General features: G+C 60.0%; 20 protein-coding genes. 8 read left to right on the top strand and 12 right to left on the bottom strand.

The window, feature by feature from the left end; genetic code table 11:
• Positions 1 to 97: 97 nt before the first annotated feature.
• The 6 genes from KOL99_RS21070 to KOL99_RS21045 all read right to left on the bottom strand — a co-directional run bounded on the left by KOL99_RS21070 (position 98) and on the right by KOL99_RS21045 (position 3736).
• Entirely contained in the window at positions 98 to 1147 is a 1050-nt protein-coding gene (locus KOL99_RS21070) for a nuclease-related domain-containing protein (RefSeq protein WP_216512427.1), read from the bottom strand.
• Between the two features lie 28 nt (positions 1148 to 1175).
• Positions 1176 to 1403 carry a hypothetical protein gene (locus tag KOL99_RS21065; protein WP_216512426.1) on the bottom strand — a complete coding sequence of 76 codons (228 nt, stop codon included), beginning with the start codon at positions 1401 to 1403 and terminating at the stop codon, positions 1176 to 1178.
• Positions 1404 to 1450: 47 nt separating this feature from the next.
• Complete coding sequence (locus KOL99_RS21060; RefSeq protein ID WP_216512425.1) at positions 1451 to 2425, bottom strand: HNH endonuclease; 975 nt, start codon at positions 2423 to 2425, stop codon at positions 1451 to 1453.
• A gap of 151 nt (positions 2426 to 2576) precedes the next feature.
• Entirely contained in the window at positions 2577 to 3053 is a 477-nt protein-coding gene (locus tag KOL99_RS21055; RefSeq protein ID WP_216512424.1) for a hypothetical protein, read from the bottom strand.
• Positions 3054 to 3069: 16 nt separating this feature from the next.
• Positions 3070 to 3549: a TIGR02594 family protein gene (locus KOL99_RS21050; RefSeq protein ID WP_216512423.1), complete on the bottom strand. Its 480-nt coding sequence runs from the start codon at positions 3547 to 3549 to the stop codon at positions 3070 to 3072.
• A gap of 19 nt (positions 3550 to 3568) precedes the next feature.
• Positions 3569 to 3736 (bottom strand): hypothetical protein, encoded by a 168-nt coding sequence (locus KOL99_RS21045; protein WP_216512422.1) that lies wholly within the window; start codon positions 3734 to 3736, stop codon positions 3569 to 3571.
• A gap of 271 nt (positions 3737 to 4007) precedes the next feature.
• Here KOL99_RS21045 and KOL99_RS21040 point away from each other — a divergent pair, with 271 nt between their 5' ends.
• Positions 4008 to 4679, top strand: coding sequence for a fibronectin type III domain-containing protein (locus tag KOL99_RS21040; protein ID WP_216512421.1), 672 nt, complete (start codon positions 4008 to 4010; stop codon positions 4677 to 4679).
• A gap of 635 nt (positions 4680 to 5314) precedes the next feature.
• Here the strand turns inward: KOL99_RS21040 and KOL99_RS21035 are convergent.
• Together KOL99_RS21035 and KOL99_RS21030 are read right to left on the bottom strand one after the other, a co-directional pair.
• Entirely contained in the window at positions 5315 to 6820 is a 1506-nt protein-coding gene (locus KOL99_RS21035) for a B12-binding domain-containing radical SAM protein (protein WP_216512420.1), read from the bottom strand.
• 551 nt (positions 6821 to 7371) lie between these two features.
• On the bottom strand, positions 7372 to 9642 hold the full coding sequence (locus tag KOL99_RS21030) for a protease pro-enzyme activation domain-containing protein (protein ID WP_216512419.1): 2271 nt from the start codon (positions 9640 to 9642) through the stop codon (positions 7372 to 7374).
• A 442-nt stretch (positions 9643 to 10084) separates the two neighbouring features.
• Here KOL99_RS21030 and KOL99_RS21025 point away from each other — a divergent pair, with 442 nt between their 5' ends.
• Entirely contained in the window at positions 10085 to 10714 is a 630-nt protein-coding gene (locus KOL99_RS21025) for an acetate uptake transporter (protein WP_216512418.1), read from the top strand.
• A 232-nt stretch (positions 10715 to 10946) separates the two neighbouring features.
• Here the strand turns inward: KOL99_RS21025 and KOL99_RS21020 are convergent, their stop codons facing one another.
• Positions 10947 to 11405, bottom strand: coding sequence for a hypothetical protein (locus tag KOL99_RS21020; RefSeq protein WP_216512417.1), 459 nt, complete (start codon positions 11403 to 11405; stop codon positions 10947 to 10949).
• A 741-nt stretch (positions 11406 to 12146) separates the two neighbouring features.
• Between KOL99_RS21020 and KOL99_RS21015 the strand changes: the two genes are divergently transcribed.
• On the top strand, positions 12147 to 13340 hold the full coding sequence (locus tag KOL99_RS21015; RefSeq protein WP_216512416.1) for an MFS transporter: 1194 nt from the start codon (positions 12147 to 12149) through the stop codon (positions 13338 to 13340).
• Between the two features lie 93 nt (positions 13341 to 13433).
• Here KOL99_RS21015 and KOL99_RS21010 read toward each other — a convergent pair whose 3' ends face one another.
• A complete protein-coding gene (locus tag KOL99_RS21010; RefSeq protein WP_216512415.1) occupies positions 13434 to 13619 on the bottom strand; it encodes a hypothetical protein in 186 nt (61 codons plus the stop codon).
• Between the two features lie 176 nt (positions 13620 to 13795).
• Between KOL99_RS21010 and KOL99_RS21005 the strand changes: the two genes are divergently transcribed.
• Positions 13796 to 14692, top strand: coding sequence for an OmpA family protein (locus tag KOL99_RS21005; protein WP_216512414.1), 897 nt, complete (start codon positions 13796 to 13798; stop codon positions 14690 to 14692).
• Between the two features lie 340 nt (positions 14693 to 15032).
• Here the strand turns inward: KOL99_RS21005 and KOL99_RS21000 are convergent, their stop codons facing one another.
• Complete coding sequence (locus KOL99_RS21000) at positions 15033 to 15989, bottom strand: GGDEF domain-containing protein (protein WP_216512413.1); 957 nt, start codon at positions 15987 to 15989, stop codon at positions 15033 to 15035.
• A gap of 221 nt (positions 15990 to 16210) precedes the next feature.
• Between KOL99_RS21000 and KOL99_RS20995 the strand changes: the two genes are divergently transcribed.
• Positions 16211 to 17257: an acyl-CoA thioesterase gene (locus KOL99_RS20995; RefSeq protein WP_216512412.1), complete on the top strand. Its 1047-nt coding sequence runs from the start codon at positions 16211 to 16213 to the stop codon at positions 17255 to 17257.
• A 114-nt stretch (positions 17258 to 17371) separates the two neighbouring features.
• Here the strand turns inward: KOL99_RS20995 and KOL99_RS20990 are convergent, their stop codons facing one another.
• Entirely contained in the window at positions 17372 to 17662 is a 291-nt protein-coding gene (locus KOL99_RS20990) for a hypothetical protein (RefSeq protein ID WP_216512411.1), read from the bottom strand.
• A 488-nt stretch (positions 17663 to 18150) separates the two neighbouring features.
• Between KOL99_RS20990 and KOL99_RS20985 the strand changes: the two genes are divergently transcribed.
• The 3 genes from KOL99_RS20985 (at position 18151) to KOL99_RS20975 (ending at position 23124) form a co-directional block, all read left to right on the top strand.
• Positions 18151 to 18582, top strand: a complete 432-nt coding sequence (locus KOL99_RS20985; protein WP_216512410.1) for a GSU0071 family protein — start codon at positions 18151 to 18153, stop codon at positions 18580 to 18582.
• Between the two features lie 227 nt (positions 18583 to 18809).
• Positions 18810 to 19271, top strand: a complete 462-nt coding sequence (locus KOL99_RS20980) for a hypothetical protein (protein WP_216512409.1) — start codon at positions 18810 to 18812, stop codon at positions 19269 to 19271.
• A gap of 208 nt (positions 19272 to 19479) precedes the next feature.
• Positions 19480 to 23124 carry a fibronectin type III domain-containing protein gene (locus KOL99_RS20975; RefSeq protein ID WP_216512408.1) on the top strand — a complete coding sequence of 1215 codons (3645 nt, stop codon included), beginning with the start codon at positions 19480 to 19482 and terminating at the stop codon, positions 23122 to 23124.
• Positions 23125 to 23193: the final 69 nt, after the last annotated feature.

Below are 23193 nucleotides of genomic sequence, written 5' to 3'. Positions count from 1 at the left end.
GGCCTCCTTGAGGATCGAGACGATCTGTGTCTCAGTGAAGCGTGACTTCTTCATGTGAAACCTCCTGGCGTTAAATAATGCCAGAAAGCTCTACTTTTCAAGTGTCTATTTCCAGGGGAAGCTTACGGATCACCTTCTTGTCCACCGGAGTCCCACATTTTTCACAGCTTCCGTGACCTGATTCTGCCTCGGCAGTTTCCGTCAACTCGATGACTTCCGCTTTTTCGGCTTGTATAGGCTGCCTCTGGCAAGTCTGGCAGAGGATTTTGCCGCCAAACTTCGCCTTGTTCATTCTGCAGAAGTAAACAACCTTGCTTTCGACTTCGACACCGCAGGCTTCACAGGTAACCTTTTTCGTCTCCTTGGCGGCCTCGGTACTTATGGGTGCTTCCTTTGCCGACGGTGTGGAGTCCTGGACGGCCACCCCGAACTTTGCGCCATAATCTATTTTCGCTGGCCGATGGAGGCGAGCCAGGGTGCGCGCGAAGGTTTCCAGTGTTTCTGCCGAGACAATCTTTGCCGCTGACGCGAGTGTATTAATCACCCCCATTGCGTCTACACGTTTTCCTATGGCTTCCACAAGTGCATCCGCTTTGATGACCGCACTTGTATCATATTGGGCAGGCGCAGGACGGTCAATCCTGGAATTGGGTGCGATGAGGACGTAGTTGTGATATGCGGCAGGCATAGTAATTCCAAGTCTGGCGGGCAGCAGCCCGCGTTGGGCGATGACCTTTTCGAGGAGATGGATGTGCCGCTTGTTTTGTTCGATGGGAGATTCGATGCCGACGAAGGATCTGCCATTCCAGGCGAGGAATTCTCCCTCCGGGCTGATCTTGATTCCGTAGTAATAGTTCTTTGACTCAAGTACGTACACGTCAAGGAACCGGTTGATAAGCAGGTGGTCGATCTGGGCCACAAACCCGTTGAGTTCCAGTCGCAGATCATGGATGATTGCCCAGTTTTCGTTGTCACGGTAGCGGAAATCGATGTAGTATGCCGAACTTTCCTCACCCCGGACCCCAGACCCGATGCACTTCATCTCCCGCTCTATGAGGAACCGCTGTTTCGTGGATATTTGGCAACCAAGCAGTCGTTGCAATTCCTGAACGTCGCCCTCTCGGCTGTCACATTTTTTGATAACCATTCTTCTCCCCTGTCAATATGGAGTCCGGCTAAAGCCCATGCTGAACAAAGATCTTCTTAATTTGCGCGATGGCTTCTGGCGAGAGCCTGACGCTTTGGCTTTTCTTGCCTTTGATTTCTCTCTGTGCTGACCCATACGTGTCCAACTGAAGGAACTTCTTCCCATCGGTCTCTATGACTGCATAGGTGCAGGCTACCTCCGTGTGCCGTGATTCCCTTTCGAGTGGTTGATGGATAAGCTCTGTTACAATTGCCATTTGTTCACCTCTTCTTTTTGTCATCTTCTGTGATTAAGGATGATGCCTTATAACCGCCATTCCTTCCGATGTTCCGACAGGTATTCCTGGGCCGGCCAGAGGTCATGGTCCTGGGGCGGGATCATGGCGCGGCCGTTGAGGGTCAGCAAAAATCCTGGGACGTTAGGATCTGCCATGATCTGACGGGATGTAAGGACATTGTAGTTGGTGGAGACGCCCATCATCCCTTCGTCAAAAGCCCAGTGACAAAGCTTGCAGAGGGCCATGCCGTTTCGGATGTCGTCGTTTTGGGTTTTGCTCCAGGGGACGATGTGGGCGGCATCTACTGCGGTGTGTTGCTCTGGGGTGATGATGCGAACCCCGCACAAGGCACAGCGGTGGTCATAGGCCTTGATGACCATCCTTCGAAAAGCCTGGGCACGCGCGGCGGGACGATAAATTTCTGCCTCAACGATTTCCTTCACTAGCGGTAGGTGCGACTTTTCCTCAAGGATACGGCTGTACTCGGAGGCTTCACGATTGATGGTCGACTGCTCGCGCAGGAGCAGTTGCGCCATCTCGGAAAAGCATGACTGCAGTAAGGCTTCTCTCAAGGCCTCTCTGCCTGCTTCAGACTTCATAAGCAGGAAGAGGTCGTCGTCCAACGTGGCTCCAAGGATGTGCTTCCTTAGATAAGTGACTGTGGCGGTGTTGTTGATGACGGCGTCGGAAAGCTGCTTGCCCGGCTGAGGGACGAGGTGCCAGAACGGCTCCCTGTCTAGTCGGGAAAACGGGAAAGCGATGCTGCTGGTCTGACCAAGGGGAATGATGCGTCGCCAGTAGAGACAGAAGAGCTCATTCAGTTCGATCAGGTCACCTGATGCATCTATGAACGGGGCGGTTATGACACCGCGCTGTACCAGGTCCATCACCGCCAACAGCAGGAACGGCTTGTGGGGAGCCCTGCCTTTGGTCGAATCGGTCCAGACCGAACCGGGAGCGCGCTTAAGGCTGGTGAATTGCTTGATGTAATCTGCTGGCATCTCGCCCTCGTCAGGTTCATTTAGGCGGTAGGTTAAATGCAATTTAGATTAACGGAGCGGAAGAATCAAGCTTAATGATCGCGGGAGCGATGGCAGATGAGGATGGGGGGCATTGATATTTTGACGTTTGGGCCGCATTTTGACGAATGGCTTACTGTTTTCTCAGGCGCATCGACTCTGCTGACAGATGACAGTCGGGACTACACTCCGTCGACTCCCGTATCGTTGCCTGTAACCACTCTCCTTCATCGATCCGAAGGTCGATGGTGCACTGGTTGTTTTTGCTGTAGGTGTACTCCTGCACTGCAATTGCTTCTCCTGCCTCGTTTTCATCCGTCTCTGCTCCTAACCACCAGTAACCAGCGATCCTGGCTTTCCCTTGCTCATGTCGACTGCAGGCCCCGGACTTCGCAATTTTGAAGACGATGGTCTTGGGATCGAGGTAGGTGACTTCCAGTGACTGCCGCTCCTTTCCTTTTACCAGGGTGAAACGCAAGGGTGACTGGGGAGGGTGCGGCGTGGCTCGTCGAGGCTCCTGCCGTTGCTCGTCACGTGACGGTTGCTCGGCTGCGGCGACTTGGGCTGCTAGAAGCATAACAACTATCCCTGCAAGGTGCATCATCTTCATCTCACTCCTCATATTCTCACTGGTGACTATTCTCGGGCCAGCGTCGCCCCAGCAAGGTCCAGCTCTTTTTGGGAAAACTCGACTCCTTCACGGTATTGCTTTGATTTCCTCCCAGCAGTCTAAAGTGGGTGGCGGTCTCTTCGATGAGGAAGCCGACATGTGCGCCGGAGGTTGAAAAACTGCGGTCGGTTGCTTTGCTGCTACAGATAACGGTGATCGCTCCCGGGACAGGGCCAGACGGCACCCCCCAGTGGACCCAGCTTTTTGCAGCGGCAGAGTTGGTGCCTTTTATGCCCGCCTGCTTGAGACACCAATTGACGAAGGAGGAACACCACGGTGTCTCGTCGTCGGTGGCTTTCAGGGTGGTCGTGGCATGGTAGGCAAGTATTCTCGGGTTGTCCTCGTGGCCGACTACTTCCTTTTGGCCAATTTCTTGGCGGGCGATGTCCAGCCAGGGGGCATGCTGAAGAGGGGATTGCTTGCTGTCGCTGTTCATGGTGTGCTCCCTCCGGTGTTTATTCCTCGTCCTCCTGATCACTGCAGTCCACGCAGAGTGGCTCTCCGTTCTCATTCAACCCGTAGTTCTCCCCCTGGGACAGATCCCTGCCGCACCGGGCACAGGAGACCGGCTCGTCTGGGGTGGCATAGAAAAAAGCCAGCAGGTCCTCAAGCAGGTCACTCATGGGGCTCCTCCGCCATGGCTTGTTCACTTCCACACAAACTTGGGGAAGGTTGCCACACGGCATCCGCATTAGCAACGATGCTGCCGACGCTACCCCCAACGGGATCACGTTGAGAGAAATCCTGAGGCAATCGGGGTGCCCGCATCGGTCGATCCCCTAGCCCCGTTAAAAAAGTTTCTTGACTTGGGATTGTTGGCGTGGCTTAATTTTTTGCGCATTCGGATGTAATACAATCGCAACATGGCTCCCCCTCAAACTATGGAGGTAATACATGTCGATACTTCATCCGCTACTCGATATTGTCGACGTCAACGTCCGGGACATGTCGCACGTCGAACTGGGCAACTTCGCCATCAACCTCGCGGACGCCTTTGCCCGCCACAAGGACTTTCAAGGCGAGGGCGCCATCCCGAAACCGTTGTGCCAACTCGACGTACTCAGGAGTCTCGGGGCAGGCCATCTCGCTGTCACTAAGGAGGCCGAGAGCGGCAACCGTTTCAAGAAGGTAGAGCGGGACGCCTCACGCCCGATAGTCGAACTGCACACGACGATGCTGATCAACTGGGCGGCCTACAGGTCCGTGACGGAAAACAAGCCTACACTCATCAGCGAATTGGACCTGCGCCCGAAGATGAAGGCATCCAAGGGGGCGCTCCACATCGAGGTGACTGCCCCGCAAAACCCGAAGGCGAAGCACGGCAAGTCGGGTGTCGCCCTCATCACCGTTAACAGGGTGCCAGGGGCAATGGCCTACTACGTGGGGATCTGCAAGGGCGATCCTTCACTGCCGGAGTCCTGGTCGACCGTCGGGCCGTTCCACAAGTCGCGGAGCATGGAGCTAACCGGGCTGGAGCCCGGGCAATTGTATTATTTCAAGGTCTATTGCTCGGGGCCCAGCGGCCAGAGCGAGTGGTCCTCCATCATCAGCCTCAGGATCCTTTGATCCCGGTCCACCAAAACCGAAGGCCCTCATCCTCAGGATCAGGGCCTTCGCTCGTTGCAACCTATCCCTCCTTAGCCATCTCTCCTACTCCACACCCTGCAAATATCACGACAGAAGCCAACCCTGCCAAGGCCGATCTCGAAGTTTTAGGATCGGGCCCCATCTTGTTAACTTCGTGCTCCGGATTTTAAGATCGGGCCCCATCTTGTTAACTTCGTGCTCCGGATTTTAAGATCGGGTCCCATCTTGTTAACTTCGTGCTCCGGATTTTAAGATCGGGCCCCATCTTGTTAACTTCGTGCTCCGGATTTTAAGATCGGGTCCCATCTTGTTAACTTCGTGCTCCGGATTTTAAGATCGGGCCCAATCTTGTTAACTTCGTGCTCCGGATTTTAAGATCGAGCCCAATCTTGTTAACTTGGTGCTCCGGATTTTAAGATCGAGCCCAAAGTGGTTAACTTCGTGCTCCGGATTTTAAGATCGGGTCCAATCTTGTTAACTTCGTGCTCCGGATTTTAAGATCAAGCCCGAAGCTGTTAACTTCGTCCACCGGATTTTATGGTCGTGCCTGAAGTTCCTAACTTCGGCCTTGGAACTTTAAGATCGAGTCCGATCTTCTTAGCTTCGGGTTCCGGCTACTCCTCGGTCGCCGGGTAGGGGCAGATCTGGTCGGAAACGGTGCGGAAATGAAAGCCGTAGATGGTCAGCGTTATGGTCAACGGGAGTAGCCGCGGCTTTCTGAGGAGCGTCCAGGCGAAAACCTTCCAGTAGTGCAGCCGCTCCTTGCCCAGGATCCCCAGGAACAGCATGGATCGAAAGAATGCCTTGAGGTCGCGCCACTGCAGCGTGGAAAACGGGGATGGCCCGGAGAGCTGGTACTCTTTCAGGAAGGTCATGATGCGCTCGTAGAAGTAATCCGGGGAATATATGGTCTTCACGAGCCGCTGGTACCCTTCCACCAGCACCTGCGGGCTCATCTTCGGTTCGAATGTGAGGGTGGTATCGGTGTTGTTCCCGTTGGCCGTGCTGATGATCCTTCCCTCGCTGGCGAGCCGGCTATGCAACTTGGTGCCCCGCAGTACCATCAGTATTCCCACCATGGCCGTAACGATGCCGCTGTCCTGAATGAAGCGGAGCTGCTTGTCGAAGATGGCCGGCGAGTCACTGTCGAAGCCCACGATGAAGCCCCCCTGCACCTGGAGCCCGGCCCGTTGGATAGAACGCACCGAGGCAAGGAGATCGCGGTTGTCGTTTTGCAGTTTGCCCGTTTCCCTCAGCGAATCCTTTTCCGGGCTTTCGATGCCGATGAAGACCTCCTGGAACCCGGCCGCGACCATCAACTCCAGGAGGCGCGGGTCGTCGGCAAGGTTGATGGACGCCTCGGTATAGAAGAAGAACGGGTGCCGGTGCGCCTCCATCCAGGCGGTCATCGCCGGAAGGACCTCGGCTTTCAGCTTCCGCTTGTCGCCAATGAAGTTGTCGTCGACGAAAAAAACCCCTCCGCGCCACCCCCTGGAGTAGAGCGTCTCCAGTTCGGCTATGACCTGTTCGGTGGTTTTGGTTCTCGGGGTGTGACCGAACATCGCGGTGATGTCGCAAAACTCGCAGTCGAAAGGACATCCCCTGGAATACTGGACGTTCATGGACGCGTACTTGCGCATGTCGATCAGCGACCAGCGCGGGATCGGGGTACGGGAGAGCTCGGGGCGCTCGTCGGAGAGGTAGAGGCGTTCCGGCTTCTTGTGGTCGAGGTCTGACAGAAACCGCGGTAGCGTGACCTCTGCTTCGCCGAGCACCAGGTGGTCCACGTCGGGGAATTCGTCATGGCATGCCGAGAAAAGGGGGCCTCCCGCAACGGTCTTGATCCCAAGGGCCTTGCATCGCGCCAGTACTTCCCGTGCGGACTCCCTCTGGACCGTCATGGCACTGATGAATACATAGTCGGCCCATCGCAGGTCATCATCAGAAAGAGGCTCGACGTTGAGATCGGTGAGCTTCATACTCCAGCCGTCCGGGATGATCGCAGCGACAGTAAGAAGACCCAGGGGAGGAAAGGCGGCTTTTTTCCCGATAAAAAGCATTGCATGGCGGAAACTCCAATAGGTATCGGGGTACTTGGGGTAGACGAGTAGGACCTTCATTATTCCCTCCGAGAGACTTCCTGATTGCAGCCAGCGCTCATCGCCCCACATCTAAAATGTCGCACTCCGGAGTCCGGATGCCGCCGATGGGCGACACGAGAACGTCCCAGGCCCATCAGGAAGCTGCACAGGTAGGGAAGGGGACGGAAAGGACGTTGCACGTGACGTCATGGTCGCGGGCGCAGGGCGCAGGAGGCTCCATCTCGCCGCGACGATCACCACAGCCCAGGGGCTCCTGCAGGCTTTCAGTTGAGAAGTGTATATTTTTTATATCATGAAAATAATGAAATGCACGGCGGGTGAGCAGACGGGGGCAGGCCTGGGCAGGCAGGGTGGGGGCGATCGCGCCAGGCTCGCATTTGTTACTCGGCAGATGAAAATGTGGTGCCGGTTTTCGAATCAAAGGGCATCTGGCAGAGTTGGCGAAGGGCGCTGGTAACTGCGGGGAGCTGAGGTCCCCGTGGAAAGAGGGAGTGCCGGCTCCCGTTACATCAGGGAGCCGGCACTCGTGGTGCTGCGTCGTATGTGGATCGGTGCGTGAACGCCGCCCGCTACTGCGTCCTGAAATAGTAGGCTGACGAGGTGACGGTGCTGCTGCCGGCGGTGGAGGATACCTGGAAGTAGTAGGTGGTCTTCCGGGCCAGCGAGGACAACTTAAGCACGTGGGACGTGACCAGCGCGCTGCTGGAAAGCGTCTTGGTCAGGCTGGCCGACGAGGTGCCGTAGCGGATCACGGAGTTCGACGCCAGGTTGGTGCTCCACTGGATCTGCGCGGTGCTGGTGCCGATTGAGCCGTACACGCTGCTCGTGAAGGCGAGCGGCGCGGTCGGGGTGGCGTAGGCCTCGTTGGACAACGCGGACGTGCCGGCGCTGTTCACGGCGGCGACCTTGTAATAATAGGTGACGCCGTTGGCGACGCTGTCGGTGAAGGAGGTGGTGGTGAGACCGGTCCTCACCGGGGTGATCCCTTCCTTCCCGGCGGCGGTGCCGCGGTACACGTTGTAGCTCGTCGCGCCGCTACTCGCACTCCAGCCAAGGGCGACGCTGGCGTTACCGGCCGAGGCCTTGAGCCCCGCCGGCGCCGCCGGCACGGCGACCGTGGGCGTCGTCGATGTGGTGGAGGACGACCCGGGCGCCAGGGCTGCCATCAGGTTGGCGCCGTTGAAGGAGCCCCAGCCGGTGGCGTTATCGTAGCCGGTGAGGGCGGGGTAGTAGAGGTTGGTGGTGCTGTCGGCTATGTCGTGGAAGCTCGTGCCGTAGCCGGTGCCGGCCCCTACCTGGTACAGGACCGGGTTCGCGCAACCAAGCGGCGCCAGGCCGCCGGCGGCGCGCTGCTGGTTCACCCGGGCGGTGAAGGCGGCCCAAAGGGGCGCGGCGCAGCTCGTGCCGCCGTAGATCCACCATTTCCCCTGGTAGTAGATGGAGTACCCGGTGCCGGGGTCGGAGTTGAGGGCGACGTCGGGAACGTTTCTCATCACCGAGGAGGCGACGTTGCCCACTCTCTGTTGCCAGGCGGGGATGGGCCAGAAGGCGCTCACGCCGCCGCCACCGGCGCCGGCGGTCACGGTTCCGGCGTTCCAGGTGGACTCGCGGCTGTAGCTGCCGCCGCTTAAGTAGAGGGTGGTACCGCCGACGCCGGTCACGTAGGGCTGGGAGGCGGGGTCGTCGACGCTCAGGGTGCTGCCGTTGTCGTAGGCGCCGCTGTCGCCGGCGGCGGCGTAGACGGTCTGCCCCTGCGCGGCCATCTGCTGAAAGATGGCGTTCTCGCTGCTCAAAAAGGAGGAGCCGCTCTCTCCCTCGCTGAGCCCCCAGGAGCTGCTCACCTGCTTGGCGAGGTTGTCGGTGGCGATCCGGTTGTAGGTGTCCAGTACCCCGTTGCCGCTGTTGGGGCCCATGTAGACGATGATCTTGCTCGCGCCGGGTGCGAGCGCCATCTGCAGTTCGATGTCGAGGGTGACCTCGCCGGCGCCTGAGCCGGGCACGCCGGAGAAGCCGTCCACCAGGACGTTTTGCAGCGGCACCGCCCTGATCCCGTAGTAGGTGGCGTAGGCGGCGACGTCGGAGAGGGTATAGCCGTCCAGCTGGAACAGCGCCAGCGTCTGCCCGGCGCCGGTCGCGCTCACCTGGGTGAGGTTGTAGGCGGAGCTGATGTCCTTCGGGGTCATGCCGCCGCCCGGGCCGGTGCCGATCGTGTAGGGGGTAGCCATGGGGAGGTCGGCGGCGCGGGTGGAGTGGCTGTGGGTGTGCCAGACGCCCGCGCTGTCCAGGCCGACCATGCCGGAGATGCGGCCGGCGATGGCGCTGGGGACGCCGGGATCGCTGTCGGGGGCGACGAAGGTGTGGCCGCTGTGCGCCTGGTACCGGTGCAGTTGCAGGTCGAAGGCGGCCTCGACGGCGGCGGCGGGGCCGGCGACGTCCAGGATGGTGCGGTTGGCGTGGGTGCCGGTGATGGTGAGCCCCAGGCCGCGGGCGTAGCTTTTCACCGCCTCGTAGTCGGCGGCGCTCGGCGCGAAGCGCTCGATGAACTGCGAGCTGGTGAGGTAGTGGCCGTAGAGCGGGTCGGCGGGGTCGTAGACGCGGCGCAGCAGGTCGTCAAGCGCCTGCTGGTTGCGCAGCGGCAGGGTGAAGGAGAACCTCATCTGCGTTACCGCAGGGAGTCTGCCAAGGCGCCTGGCGCTGGCCACGCTTCGAGCCGGGATGTGTCCCGCGACGCGGACCTGTGCCGAGCTGTCGGCCCAGCATGACGACGGGGCTCCCCCCGCCATGGCGATGGCGAAAAGGAGTCCGAGGCAAAGGGGGAACTGTTTCAACGCGACTTTCAAGACGAGCCTCCGGGCAAGGGGTGAATGGGGGAGTTTGTGCGGCTGGGTTCACCATCGGCTTCCCCGCGCGGAACTTTAACGCGGCCGGAAAGAAAATTGTTGCGGCGGGCGAAGTTAGCGGAATCCTTGCCCGCGCCCGAGGGGCGAAGGCGGCGGCAGGCGCCGTCACGTTTTTTGCATTTCTGCGAAAAAAATTGCCAAATGGCGGAGCGGAGTGCAAGTGGTCGGAGTAGCGCCGGTTTCGTCGGCAGACTTGCCTTGGTGCGGAGATTTTTTTGCAGATATGCAAATCAGGCTGAAATCCGCCCGTGGACGGTGGCGTCGTAACTGCTTAAAATCGAACGTTCTTTTGATGGGGCGGTGTTGCGTGGTGGCGGTACGGTTATTGCGTATACGGAATGAAACGCGACGTGATATCGCAACGCAAATCAGGAGGGTAAAAATGAATAATGTGAAACTGGGAAATCCTGCGGTAGTCGGTCTCGCTGGCTTCGGGCTGACGACATTCGTGCTGCAATGCCACAACCTCGGCTGGTGCGGTATCGCCCCCGTGCTCTGGCTCGGCCTCTGTTTTGGGGGGACCGCGCAGATGATTGCCGGTCTGATGGAGTTCAAGACCGGTAACAACTTCGGCTTCTGCGCCTTCACCGGCTACGGCGCCTTCTGGATCTCGCTCTGCCTGATGATCATCTTCGGCAAGAACGCGGACCTGGTGAAAGCCTACCCGACGCTCGCCTTCAACGCCAACGACCTTGGCTTCTACCTGGTGGCCTGGACCGTCTTCACCTTCATCCTCTTCGTCGCCTCCATGAAGCACCACGCGACGCTGGCCTTCATCTTCCTCACCCTGCTTTTGGGCTTCATCGGGCTGGACGTGAAGGAGTTCACCGGCAGCGCGCTGGCCGGTACCTTCGCCGCTTACGACCTGCTGGTATGCGCTTTCTCCGCGCTCTACCTGATGACGGTCGCGGTCTACGCCGAGTCCGGCATCAACCTGCCGGTTGGCGAGCCGTGGCTCAAGGAGAGCACCGCTGCGGAAGGGGTTCTTGCTGCTGAGAAGGTTAAGGCATAAGTAGTTCGGAAACAGAGAAACGAAAGGAAGAGCCATGGCATTGCCGTGGCTCTTTTTTTTTGGGCAAAATTCTAGAGACGGAAGACCGTATTTAACGCAAAGGCGCAAAGGCGCAAAGGCGCAAAGGCGCAAAGAGAAGCAAATAGAGTCTTTAAATCTTTGCGCCTCTGCGGCTTTGCGTTAGGTAAACGCCTTTGGGGTTGCAGGGGGGGAATCTACCTTGTAGTTGGGACTACCAGAGGTAAATGGACTTGTTGTCGAAGCGGTCGCGGTGGAAATAGAGGAAGACGTTGAGCAGCAGGAACAACACGAAGACACAGAAGGCGTTGACGCGGTAGCCGTAGTCGGGGACGATGGCGCCGGAGGCGGTGAGGACCTGCTGGACGGGGAGCATGATGAGGTTGGCCATCCCGCTCGCGCTGGCGGCGAAGTTGTAGGCGATCAGCAGCCAGAGGGTGAGCCGCTGCCGCTTCAGGATGCCGACGATGAGGTAGAGGGAGACGATGCAGTTGGTAAAGATCAGGTGCTCGGCCTGGTCCCCCTTGTAGAGCCGCCCCATGAACGGGAAGTCTCCCCCCAGGTCGGAAAGGGTGACCAGCATGGCGAGGAGGTACACGCCGGTCAGGGGGGCCAGCACGAAGTTCCTCTTATTGTCATCCTCAGGTGTCACCACCCTGTCCGTTTCTTTCAAGGGATCCCTCGTATTTCACCGTTTTCTGGAGCGCAGCTATAGTAACAGGCGGGAGCTTCAATTGACAATTGATAATTGACGATTGGCAATGCGAAGCAAAGGCTTTAACGCAAAGGCGCGGAGCCGCAGAGACGCGAAGAGAAGCTAAGAGAACCAAACGACAGCTGGTTTACCCCACCAAAACAATCTTTGCGCCTTTGCGGCTTTGCGTTAGGAAAGACGGGTTTTAACGCAGAGACGCGGAGACGCTAAGAGAACCAAACGACAGCTGGTTTACCCCACCAAAACAATCTTTGCGCCTTTGCGGCTTTGCGTTAGGAAAGACGGGTTTTAACGCAGAGACGCGGAGACGCTAAGAGAACCAAACGACAGCTGGTTTACCCCACCAAAACAATCTTTGCGCCTTTGCGGCTTTGCGTTAGGAAAGACGGGTTTTAACGCAGAGACGCGGAGACGCTAAGAGAACCAAACGACAGCTGGTTTACCCCACCAAAACAATCTTTGCGCCTTTGCGGCTTTGCGTTGGGAAAGACTGGTTTTAACGCAAAGGCGCTGAGACGCAAAGAGAAGAAAACCACACGGAACTGCAAAGGCTTTAACAACAGATCCCTGTTGTCCCTTGCGCCTTTGCGGCTCCGCGCCTTTGCGTTAAGGCTTGAAGCAGTCAATGCAACGACGGCTTTGCGTCAGATAAAAGGTTTAGGGTTGCAAAACCGACCCGGAACGGGTACGGATGCTGTCATGGGAAAACCGCACGACAACATCCGCAAGCTGTACCTCTTCTCCTTCCTGCAGATGATGCTGTTCCCCATGGCGATCATCACGCTCTTTTGGAAGGACCACGCCGGGCTGTCGCTCACCCAGATCCTGCTCCTGCAGAGCATCTTCTCCGTGGCGACCCTGGCGCTCGATTATCCCGCGGGGTACGTGAGCGACCGGCTCGGCTACCGCTGCGCACTCAACATCTCCGCTGTCCTCGGCATCATAGGGTGGGGGATCTACATCTGGGCCGACTCGTTTCCGACGGTGCTGGCGGCTGAGATCGTGCTGGGCATGTCGCTCTCCTTCATCAGCGGCTCGGACAGCGCGCTTCTCTACGAGACGCTGCGGGCCCAGGGGGAGGAACAGAGCTACGCCCGGCACCAGGGACGCATGCACGGCCTCGCCCAGGCGGGCGAGGCTGCCGGGGCCATCCTGGCCGGTGTCATCTACGCCTTCGAACCGAGGCTTCCCTTCATCCTGCAGGTGGCGGTATGGTGTGCGGGACTCCTGGTGACCAGGCAACTGGTGGACGTCCCCCGTGTACACGGACCGGTCCGCTCCCATCTCGCCGAGGCGCTCGCCACCGCGCGCTACGCGTTCCGGGACAACCGGCACCTGCGCTACACGATCCTGCTCAACACGGTGCTGGGTGTGGCGTCGTTCTACCCGGTCTGGCTGATCCAGCCCTACATGCAGCACGCCGGCGTCCCGGTGGCCTGGTTCGGGCCGGTCTGGGCCGGGGCCAACCTCACCGTCGCCCTGTGCGCCCTCGCCAGTCACCGCCTGCACAGCCGCCTGGGTGACCGGGGCATGGTCGTGCTCTTTTTGTTCCTGGTAGCGGTCGGGTACCTCGGCCTCGGGCTCGCGGCGGGTGTCGGGAGCTTCCTGTTCTACTACCTTTTGACCTGCATGCGCGGCCTGCGCGGGCCGATGATGCTGGCCCACACCCAGCGCGAATCAGCCAGCGCCAACCGGGCCGCCACGCTGTCGCTGCAGTCGGTCTCGTTCCGGCTCCTCTTCGTCGTCACCGGGCCGCTGGTGGGGCAGCTCGCGGACCAGGGCGGGGTCGGCCACAGCTTCTATCTCTTGTTCTACGCGTTTGGGGTCACCCTCCCGCTCCTCGCCATCCTCTTTTTGAGGCACGCGCCGCGGCAGCGGTACGGGGGAAGCTGAAAGGCCCACGGGTTCGGACATGAAAAAAGCTGGACCCAGATGGGTGCCAGCTTCATGCCGCTCACACGGTGCTCGTGCCGGGAGACCAACGCATCACATGGTGCGGCCCTTGCGGCCGGAGTGGATCTTGCCATGGTGGGTGATGACGTGCACGTTGTGGTTGGGTTCCCGCCGCATCATCATTTCGTGCTTGGGCGGCACCATGGTCTTTTTGCCACCCCGTTCACGTTCCATCATGGCTTTCATCCTGGGCGTCATCGGCGTCTTCATCTCTCTCATATAGGACACCTCCCTTCTGTCTGTTAACAGTATATCACCACCGCGCCACAACGCCCAAGCTCATAGCGGCAGCCTCTGACACAAGGATCGCATCTTTCTTATTGAAAGATCCGCTTTCCGCGCCATACTTGTTCACTGGCTGCATGACACGTGAATCCGATGCAAGGAGGAATAGTATGAAGCGAATCCTGTTGTTTTGTCTCCCGGTGCTGGTGTGCTTCGCCCTGACGGGGTGCGTAACGAGCGGTACCTACCACAAGAAGGAGCTCGAGGCCCAGAACCTGGAGAAGAGCCTCCAGGAGCAGCGGGGACAGTACAACATCCTCATGGGCGAAAACGACCAGCTGAAAAACGACGTCAAGAGGCTCACCACGGAACTGGCCGCCATGACCGGCGAGAAGAACGCGCTCTCGACGGACAAGAAGGGGCTGGAGGAGACGCTCAAATCGACCTCGGACGCCAAGAACCAGAAGATCGGCGAGCTGAGCCAGAAGGTCGGCGACCTCAACCTCAAGGTGGGGGACCTGACCCAGAAGACGGCGGACCTCGAGGCGGAGAACAAGCGGCTCAAGGAAGAGGTGGCGCGCCTGCAAAAGCAGAAGGAAGAGGTGCAGCAGAAGAGCCAGACCTACGGCGACCTGCTGGAGCAGATGAAGGGGGAGATCGCCAAGGGGCAGGTGACCATTTCCGAGCTCAAGGGAAAGCTCACCGTGAACATGGTCGACTCGGTGCTCTTCGACTCCGGCAAGGCCGAGGTGAAGCCTGAGGGGCTGGTGGTGCTGCAGAAGGTGGTCGATATCCTGAAGACCGTGAAGGACAAGGCGGTCCGCATCGAGGGGCACACCGACAACGTGCAGATCGTGGGGCAGCTGGCCAAGCGCTACCCGACCAACTGGGAGCTCTCGGCGGCCCGCGCCATCAACGTGACCCGCTACCTGCAGCAGCAGGGGCTTGATCCCAACCTGCTCGGTGCGGTGGCGTACGGCGAGTACAAGCCGGTGGCGCCCAACGACACCGACGAGGGGCGCGCCAAGAACCGCAGGATCGAGATCGTGCTGGTGGCGAAGGAATAAAGGCAAATGCCTTAACGCAAAGCGCGGAGACGCAAAGGCGCCAAGAACGACGAAACCTGTGAAAGAAAAATTGGTAACGCAAAGGCGCAAGGACGCAAAGAAATGCAAAAGGCTCTGAGGGAAAAACTCAGGGCCTTTTTTTCTGCCATCTCGCTTTTGTTGCCGCTGTTCCCTCGCGCCTTTGCGCCTCCGCGGCTTTGCGTTACGTAGCTTTGGGGTAACGCGAAGACGCAAAGGCGCCAGGAAATCAAGAACTTTTGAGGGAAACCAACGGCTTCTTCTTGTTTTACCTGTTTCTGGTGTCCTTTGCGCCTCCGCGGCTTTGCGTTAAAAATTTGGTTTACCGCGACACGCTGTTGCGGCGAAGACCCTTGGCGCGGTAGAGGGCGGCGTCGGCGGCGGCTATCACGTCGTCGATACCCTGGCCGGGGTGGACACCGGCAACGCCGATGGAGACGGTCACCGGCGGCAAAGGCCCCGGCGAGTGCGGTATCTCGGTGCCGGCGACGGCCTCGCGCAGCCTCTCGGCTATCTCGAGCGCCTGTTCCACCACAACCCCGGGGATGGCGACGAAGAACTCGTCGCCGCCGTAGCGCGCCGTGAGCACGGTGGGCCTCAGGTTGTCGAGTATGGTCTGCGCCACGGTGTGTATGGCCCGGTCGCCACAGAGGTGCCCGTAGCTGTCGTCGAATTCCTTGAAGTTGTCGATGTCGATCATCATCACGGCGAGCGGCGTGCCGCTGCGGACGCTGCGGGTGACCATGCGCCCCAGCATGTCGTTCAACCAGTAGCGGTTGTGCATCCCGGTGAGGGCGTCGACGGTGCCGTAGCAGTGGAAGGAGCGCTCCCGCAACATCTGTTCGGTAATGGTCCGGTCCGCCTTGCGCACCCTTCCCGACAGGATGGTGAGGAGGTTGCAGGCGGCGGCATGGGAAACGGTGGCGAGACTCCAGACCAGCTCCCGCGGCATCACCATGACCCGGCAGGGCTCGTCCGCGACCACGTAGGCGGAGGTCGGCTTGCCGTCCAGCACCGAGAGCTCCCCGGCGACTTCGCCCGGCTCCAAGGTCGCCACGGGGTCGGAATCGAGGTCCTCCAGGTGCACCCGGAGCCGGCCCGAGAGCAGGATGAAGAGCTCGTGGTTGATGCTCTCCGGCCACAGCAGGATCTCGCCCGACGCTATCTCCCTGCAGTCGCAGCCGTCGACGATCCCCTGGAGGGATTCCTGCGCGACGTCACGAAACAGCTGCACTCTGTCTAGAGGGAACTCAGCCACTATCTGCATCTTTTCTGACATGCAGAACCTCCGGCGTTACTGTCACAGGCGCCGGATTGAGACAGCCGGTACCCGCTCCCCATGATTGTACAACACAAAAAACATAAAGCATCTCCACGGGCTTGAAGGAAACCCGGCCGCCGTGGCTTTTCCTCGGTGTCCTCTGTGTTCCGCTTTTCAGGTTTCGAGATAGGTGGTACAACTAAGGAGATCGTTAACGCACAACGCCAAGGAGTTTCATTATGACCACCCCGGCGGAGACCTCATTTTTCCATACCCTGTCGCTTAGCGACGATCTTTCGTTGCGGCGCCGCTTCATGGTGATGGACGAGGACCTTTTAGGCAACCTGCGCTTCGGACTGCTCCTGGAGATCCTGGACAAGGTGGCGGAGGAGACGGCGCTCAGGTACGTGAACCGGTTCTACCCGGATGCGCGGGTGGTGACGGCCGCCATCGACAACATCATCGTCCGCCACGTGGCGGACGTGACGCGGGACATCATCTGCGAGGCGCGCATCAACCAGGTGGGGAGGTCGTCGCTGGTGATCGGGATCCGCGTGGAACAGCCGGGTGAGCCGGCAAACCATGTCGCCTCCTGCTACTTCACCATGGTGGCGCGGTCGGGGATGGGGGAGGGGGCGGTGAGCGTTGCCCTGCCGCCAGTCGAGTACGCGACGGAGCGGGAGCAGGCACGGGCGAGAAAGGCGGTGGCGCGCCGGGAGGAATACCGGCAGCAGCAGGCGCTCATGTCCGAGCCCCCAAGCCCGGAGGAGTACCGGATGCTGGCCGCGCTGCACAAGGCGCAGGACGAGCCGGATTTCCAGGGACTCCTGGCGGGGCGCCTCGTGGCGGATTCATGGGAGAGGATGTACCCCGAGTTCGAGAACGTGCCGCAGAAGATCTTCGGCGGGTACCTGGTGCGTAAGGCCTACGAGCTTTCCTCGATCTGCTCGGAACTGGTGGCGCCGGACCGGTCGGTCATGGCGGCGGTGAACCGGATCAACTTCTTCCACCCGGTGCGCATGGGAGACAAGCTGCACTACACCAGCCGGGTGGTGTTCACCTGCGGCAGCTACATCTGCGTGGAGGCGAACATCGAGCGCATCAGTCGCGACCGCACCAGCAAGGCCCTTTCCAATTCCTGCCTGTTCACCTTCGTCAACGTGGACCGGGAACTGGTGCACCGGCCGGTGCCGGCGGTCTACCCGACCACCTACGCCGAGGACGCCCGGTACCTGGAGGCGGAGAGGAGCTTCAAGGCGCTGTCGGAACACATTCACCTCATTTAACGGACGTTCTGCGTTCTAGGTTCTACGTTCTACGTTGCCGAGGGGTGATGGGAAGACGTTTGCCTGTTGTGGCTAGCTAAGGGGGACAGGCACCTGCGGAGCCAGTCCCCTTCCTCAGATTTTCTCCGTGGCCAATGGTTTTGACATTCCGTGGCAGAAGGGGGCGGCGGGGCAGTTGGCGCACATCGAGGGGATGCCCCGGGCTGACGCGATCTCCATGGCCCGCTCCTGCACTTCTCCAGAAACACCTTCGCAGCCGATCACCAGGGCGTCCACGCCTTCCATATCTTCCAGGGTGGTCACCAGCGCGGGATGCACCATGCGCATATCGAACCCGGCCCGCGCGGCGGCCGTCATCCAGTCCCACCCTACCGTTTGTTCATTGCCCACGACCGCTATGCACATAGCTCCCCCCACTTTGACTGCCCCCAGCCGGTTCCGCACCGCTCCACCTGTAAGAAATTGAACATTGTTTTCAGTAGCATTGTCTGGTGCCGCTTGTCAATCCAAAAGCTGAAGGGGGACGGCAGGGGAGCGCAAGGGGAGGGGGCGCAGGCTGCACCGGAACTGCTGGAACCACCATCATTTTTGCAATTCTGCAAGTGCCGCTTTGCTTTTTCGCGAAATGGCCGGGGCAGCGAGGGCTGTTTCAAGGCAAAAACATCACTCTTAGCGGAATCTCCTGTGGAAAACTTAAGAGGAAATGGAGCACGATCTTGTGTTAAAGTTGCGCATATTGCGACATTTTTGAGCAATGCGACGCTGCGCTGTGCCTGGCGTCATGCGCTGTGCCGGACATTTAAGGTATCTCCGCTTATTTGGTACATATCATGCTTTTTGACGGACATACCACTAACCACTCTTACATAGATGGAACAGAAGCGAGGGCTGGGATGGACACTTACACGATCGATGTCGAATTGGAACACTACTATGGCGACCGGATGAAAACCAGCAGCAGGGAAGCCTGCCGCCGTTTCTACCTGCGCGCCGTATCCCGCTGCAATGGCGCCGAACTGGAGCGGTACCTGAAGCTGGTCAGGGCGCACGCTTCGGTGTACTCCTCGGTGCACCACATGTTTCGCTCACCTTTCAAGCACGTCGAACTGCCGCTTTTATTGACCAGCCTCGTGCTGCTCATCTCAAGCCTGGTCATGGTGTTTTCCGGAGAAACGAGCGCGCTGATCGCGGGAGGGACCTCGGCGGGGCTGATCGGCGTGCTGCAGTGCATGCGGCAGCTGATCAGGAACTGGCAGCAGCACTCGGTACGCGAGGCGGTGTTCAGCGAGTTCGCCGAGTTCCTGCAGCGGGAGACGTTGCAGTAACAACAAAACCCGAAAACCATCAGCCACGGAGAAATTCTGAGGTCTTCTGAGAAAACCTGAAAAACCCTACAGACTTTTGGGGTTACCCCTCAAGCCTTCTGCTTCTCTCAGATTTTCTCAGATGTTCTCCGCGGCCAACGGTTTTTTGCTTCTGATTTTGAGGTTTTTCGGTATAGTGTTTCCTGCCAGCCGCGGCGGCAACCATTCCAATGATGGAGGTAGGAAGCATGAAACGCCTGGTTTTGCTCAGCCTGTTTCTCATTCTTGTTGTGCCGATGACGGCGTTCGCCAGTCTGGATTCGTTCCTTTCAAGCCTGAACGTCCAGGCCCGCGCCGACATGACGGGGTTCTCCGCCAAGGTCAGCGCCCAGTTCGGGGTGCCGACCGCCAAGGTCCAGATGGTGCTGCAGTCGGTTCCCGAACCGGCGGACGCCTTCATGCTGTTCCAACTGGGGCAGTTCTCCGGCAAGCCGGTGGACCAGGTTTACCAGGTGTACCAGCCCAACAAGAAGAAGGGGTGGGGCGCGATCGCCAAGGAGCTGGGCATCAAGCCGGGCTCGCCCGAGTTCCATGCCCTCAAAAGGGGTGACCTCCGCCTGACCGGACAGCCGACGGGGCGCGGCGGGGACGAATACTCCGGCCCGGGCAAGGGGAAAGGGAAGGGGCACGGCAAGGGGCACAACAAGTAGGGGGCGATAGTACCCAAAAACTATTTTAAAAAGAAGGCCGGGGGATCCCCCCGGCCTTTTCTTTTGTCTTCAGCCACTTAGCTTCCCTCTCGCGCCATCAGAAAAATCGTAAAAAAGGAAATTATCTCTTAATCTTCACATTAGATTTATGCTATGGTGAACGCCATTTTATCCGGGCGTTTCGCCAGGTGAACCAAGAGGAGGGTTTGTGAATCGGAGAATGGAAAGAGTGATCACGGCTTTGCTGTTGACCGTGACGGCGACGGTGGCCGCATCGTCGGCCTGGGCCATGTCGGCCGCCACGGTCAATGGCACCTACAACTTCATGGAGCAGAATGCCGGGTTCTATCAGAACAGCAACGGAGTCGAGGATAATTTCCACGGCAACAACGGAACCATAAGCTTCAATGGGGCCGGGGCCTGCTCCCTGAGCTTTTCGGATCAGGGGTTTGGAAGCATGATCGGGAGCACGACCGTGGATTCGTGGCCCGATACAGCGACAGCCAAGGCCTGCACCTACACCGTATCGCCGGCTGGCACCATGGCCATCAGGATGCCGGACGGCAGTTCCAGCAACTTCCAGGTGAGCCCGAGCGGCGAGGTGCTCATTGCGGGCTGGACCAGGAAAGAGGCGCAGGGGGACGGCACCGACTACTGGGGCAACCAGGTCATCGCTGTGAAAAAAGGCAGCGCAATGACCAGCGCTTCTCTGACCGGCACCTTCAATTTCGTGAGCCAGGAGTCCGCCTTCTGGCAGTATACAGGCTCCGGCTGGCCCAATGTCTTCGGTGAGATTTATGGTAATACCGGCACGATTAGCTTTGACGGCAGCGGTGGCTGCAGCGTGGGCTACTCAGGGAGCACCTACGAGGTGGGGCTGACCAACCGGGGTGGCGTCAACGAGTGGCCCGACTCCATGGGGCCCGTTACCTGCAGCTACACTGTTTCCGGAACCGGGCATGTCTCCATCACGACCCCTGACGGCGGGAAGGATTTCGACCTAAGCCCCGACGGCACTGTCCTGATGGGCGGGTCCCCGAACCAGGAGATCAGAGCCGACGGCACATACTTCAGTGCCGACCAGGTGGTCGGGGTGAAGCAGGGGGAGAACTTCTCCTTCGCCTCGGTGGCCGGAAGGTATAACTTCGTTTACCAAGAGTCAGCCTTATGGGCATATAACGGGGGGGTAACTGACGGCTTCTACAACAAAAATGGCTCCCTCGTCCTCGATGCCAACGGTGGCTGCACCTTGAGCTACACCGGTGTCGGCTATGAAACCAACCTCTCCTTCAGTTCGGCGGTGTCCGAGGTGCTGGATAATCCCAGCCCCATTGCCTGCAGCTACACCGTCTCCCCCTCCGGTCACCTGACGGTCACCGTGCGTGGCGGCGATAAGAACTTCTGGTTCAGTGCCGACGGGAAATTCCTCCTTGGTGGTGGGGCCTTCACCCAAGCGGGTACGGATGGGACCGACTACGACGTGTTGCAGATTCTCGGGACACGGGCGCCTGACGTCACCTGCGCTCAGCCGCTTTCCATCACGGTTCCCGCAGCCGATCCGGACGGCAGCTACACCGTTTCCTGGGGGGCATCGGCCACCAAGGGGGTGACCTACCTGCTCGAGGAGGCGACCGATGCCTCCTTCACCGAGAACGTGCAGTCCTACAGCACCACCGGGATAAGCCAGGTTGTCAGCGGCAAGAGCCTCGGCACCACCTTCTTCTATCGCGTGAAGGCCACTGCCCCGGGTTACGCGGACAGCGACTGGAAAACGGCCGCAGCCGGTTGCGCTGTACCCGGCACCGCTCTGCCGACCTTGACCACCATCACCGTGCCGCCGGTCGACGCCGACGGTAACTACACCGTATCCTGGAGTGCCTCGACCACCCAGGGCGTCACCTACGTATTGCAGGAAGCAACCAACGCCACCTTCACCTCCGGCGTGCAGGATGTTTACAGTGGCAGCGAGGCCTCGGCCCCGATCGCCGGCCGTGCCGTCGGCACCACCTATTACTACAGGGTAAAAAGCGTGGAAGGGGGGTACAAGGACGGCCTCTGGAAGAGCTCCACGACCGGGTGCACCGTAATCGGCCTGGATGTCGCAGCTGCGGCACCGGCTACCCTCACCGTCCCGGCGGCCGACCCTGACGGCGCCTACACCGTTTCCTGGACCGCCTCGACCACGAAGGGGGTGAGCTACCTCCTCGAGGAGGCCACTGACGCGGAGTTCACCCAGAACGTCACCGATTACCTCGTCACCGGGCTCAACAAGGCCTTCACCGGCAAGAACCTTGGGACCACCTACTTCTACCGCGTCAAGGCCGGGAGTTCCGAATACGTTGACAGCGTCTGGAGGACCGCGGCGGCGGGTTGCGCCGTGCCGGGCACGGTGATCCCGACCTTGACCACCCTCACCGTGCCGCTGGTCGATGCCGACGGCAGCTACACCATTTCCTGGGGGGCCTCTGCCGTCGACGGGGTGACCTACGTGCTGCAGGAGGCAACCAACGCCACCTTCACCGGTGCGAAGCAGGTGTACAGCGGCAGTGACACCAGCGCCGTCCTCTCCGGGCACGACGTCAATATCACCTACTTCTACCGTGTTAAGGCAACCAAGGGGGGATACAAGGACGGCCTCTGGAAGAGCTCGACAACCGGGTGCAAGGTGATCGGCCCGGGCGTTCCGGCTGCGGCGCCGCCCACCCTTGCCGTGCCGCTGGGGGACCCCGACGGCATCTACACGGTTTCCTGGGGGGCTTCCGCCACCAAGGGGGTGAGTTACCTCCTGGAGGAGGCGACCGACGCCGGGTTCACCCAGGACGTGATCGATTATCCGGTGAGCGGCCTCAACAAGCCCTTCACCGGCAAGAGCCTGGGCACCACCTACTTCTACCGCGTCAAGGCCGTGCACCCCGAATACGTCGACAGCGGCTGGAAGGTCGCTGCCGCAGGCTGCGCCGTCCCCGGCACCGTCCTGGCGACGCTGACCGGCCTGGTCGTCCCCGCTGTCGATGCCGACGGCAACTACACCGTTTCCTGGGGTGCTTCCGCCGTCCCGGGGGTGACCTATGTGCTGCAGGAGGCAACCAACGCGACCTTCACCGGCGCTCAGGAGGCCTATCGCGGCAGCGAGACCGGCGTCGCGATCACCGGCAAGAGCACCGGTTTGACCTACTTCTACCGTGTCAAGGTGATCAAGGGTGGTTATAAGGACAGCGCCTGGAAGAGCCTGACCACCGGCTGCAAGGTGATCGGCCCGGGCGTCCCGGCCGCGGCTCCGCTCACCATCACCGTGCCGGCTTCGGATCTGGACGGCAGCTACATCGTCTCCTGGGGGGCCTCGGCGACCAAGGGGGTGAGCTACATCCTGGAGGAGGCGACCGACGCCGCCTTCACCCAGAACGTGGTCGATTACCCGGTGACCGGCCTCACCAAGGCCCTCACCAAGACCCTGCCCGCCACCTTCTATTACCGCGTCAAGGCGGTGCATCCCGAGTACGCCGACAGCGCCTGGAGAGCGGCCCTGGCGCCGTGCCGTGCGCCGGGAACGATCATCCCGACCCTGACCACCCTGACCGTGCCGGCAACCTACACCGACGGCACCATCAGCCTGAGCTGGAGCGCCTCGAGCACACCTGGCGTAAGCTACGTGGTGCAGGAGGCGACCAACAGCACCTTCACCGCCGGCGTGCGCGAGGTCTACGCCGGGACCGATCCCGCCACGGTTGTCACCGTCCCCAATGCCGGCCCGACCTATACCTACTATTACCGGGTCAAGGCCGTCGCAACCGGCTACAAGGACAGCGCCTGGAAGAGCTTCCTGGCCGGGTGCAAATACGCGGGGTTCCTGTAAGGGGAGAGCCGTTCCCGGGGCGGTAACCCGGGAGTACCTGCCGCAACAAACGAGGGGCCAGGCGTTTTC

This window comes from Geomonas azotofigens (genome assembly GCF_018919395.1).
GTDB classification, from domain to species: Bacteria; Desulfobacterota; Desulfuromonadia; order Geobacterales; family Geobacteraceae; genus Geomonas; species Geomonas azotofigens.
Note: the sequence above shows the minus strand (reverse complement) of the source record. Positions and strands in the feature narration are given on the sequence as shown.

Bases quoted from the DNA above. Each gene is read 5' to 3' on its own strand.
- KOL99_RS21070 (WP_216512427.1), bottom strand. From the start codon at position 1,147: ATGGTTATCAAAAAATGTGACAGCCGAGAGGGCGACGTTCAGGAATTG.
- KOL99_RS21065 (WP_216512426.1), bottom strand. From the start codon at position 1,403: ATGGCAATTGTAACAGAGCTTATCCATCAACCACTCGAAAGGGAATCA.
- KOL99_RS21060 (WP_216512425.1), bottom strand. From the start codon at position 2,425: ATGCCAGCAGATTACATCAAGCAATTCACCAGCCTTAAGCGCGCTCCC.
- KOL99_RS21055 (WP_216512424.1), bottom strand. From the start codon at position 3,053: ATGAAGATGATGCACCTTGCAGGGATAGTTGTTATGCTTCTAGCAGCC.
- KOL99_RS21050 (WP_216512423.1), bottom strand. From the start codon at position 3,549: ATGAACAGCGACAGCAAGCAATCCCCTCTTCAGCATGCCCCCTGGCTG.
- KOL99_RS21045 (WP_216512422.1), bottom strand. From the start codon at position 3,736: ATGAGTGACCTGCTTGAGGACCTGCTGGCTTTTTTCTATGCCACCCCA.
- KOL99_RS21040 (WP_216512421.1), top strand. From the start codon at position 4,008: ATGTCGATACTTCATCCGCTACTCGATATTGTCGACGTCAACGTCCGG.
- KOL99_RS21035 (WP_216512420.1), bottom strand. From the start codon at position 6,820: ATGAAGGTCCTACTCGTCTACCCCAAGTACCCCGATACCTATTGGAGT.
- KOL99_RS21025 (WP_216512418.1), top strand. From the start codon at position 10,085: ATGAATAATGTGAAACTGGGAAATCCTGCGGTAGTCGGTCTCGCTGGC.
- KOL99_RS21015 (WP_216512416.1), top strand. From the start codon at position 12,147: ATGGGAAAACCGCACGACAACATCCGCAAGCTGTACCTCTTCTCCTTC.
- KOL99_RS21010 (WP_216512415.1), bottom strand. From the start codon at position 13,619: ATGAGAGAGATGAAGACGCCGATGACGCCCAGGATGAAAGCCATGATG.
- KOL99_RS21005 (WP_216512414.1), top strand. From the start codon at position 13,796: ATGAAGCGAATCCTGTTGTTTTGTCTCCCGGTGCTGGTGTGCTTCGCC.
- KOL99_RS21000 (WP_216512413.1), bottom strand. From the start codon at position 15,989: ATGTCAGAAAAGATGCAGATAGTGGCTGAGTTCCCTCTAGACAGAGTG.
- KOL99_RS20995 (WP_216512412.1), top strand. From the start codon at position 16,211: ATGACCACCCCGGCGGAGACCTCATTTTTCCATACCCTGTCGCTTAGC.
- KOL99_RS20990 (WP_216512411.1), bottom strand. From the start codon at position 17,662: ATGTGCATAGCGGTCGTGGGCAATGAACAAACGGTAGGGTGGGACTGG.
- KOL99_RS20985 (WP_216512410.1), top strand. From the start codon at position 18,151: ATGGACACTTACACGATCGATGTCGAATTGGAACACTACTATGGCGAC.
- KOL99_RS20980 (WP_216512409.1), top strand. From the start codon at position 18,810: ATGAAACGCCTGGTTTTGCTCAGCCTGTTTCTCATTCTTGTTGTGCCG.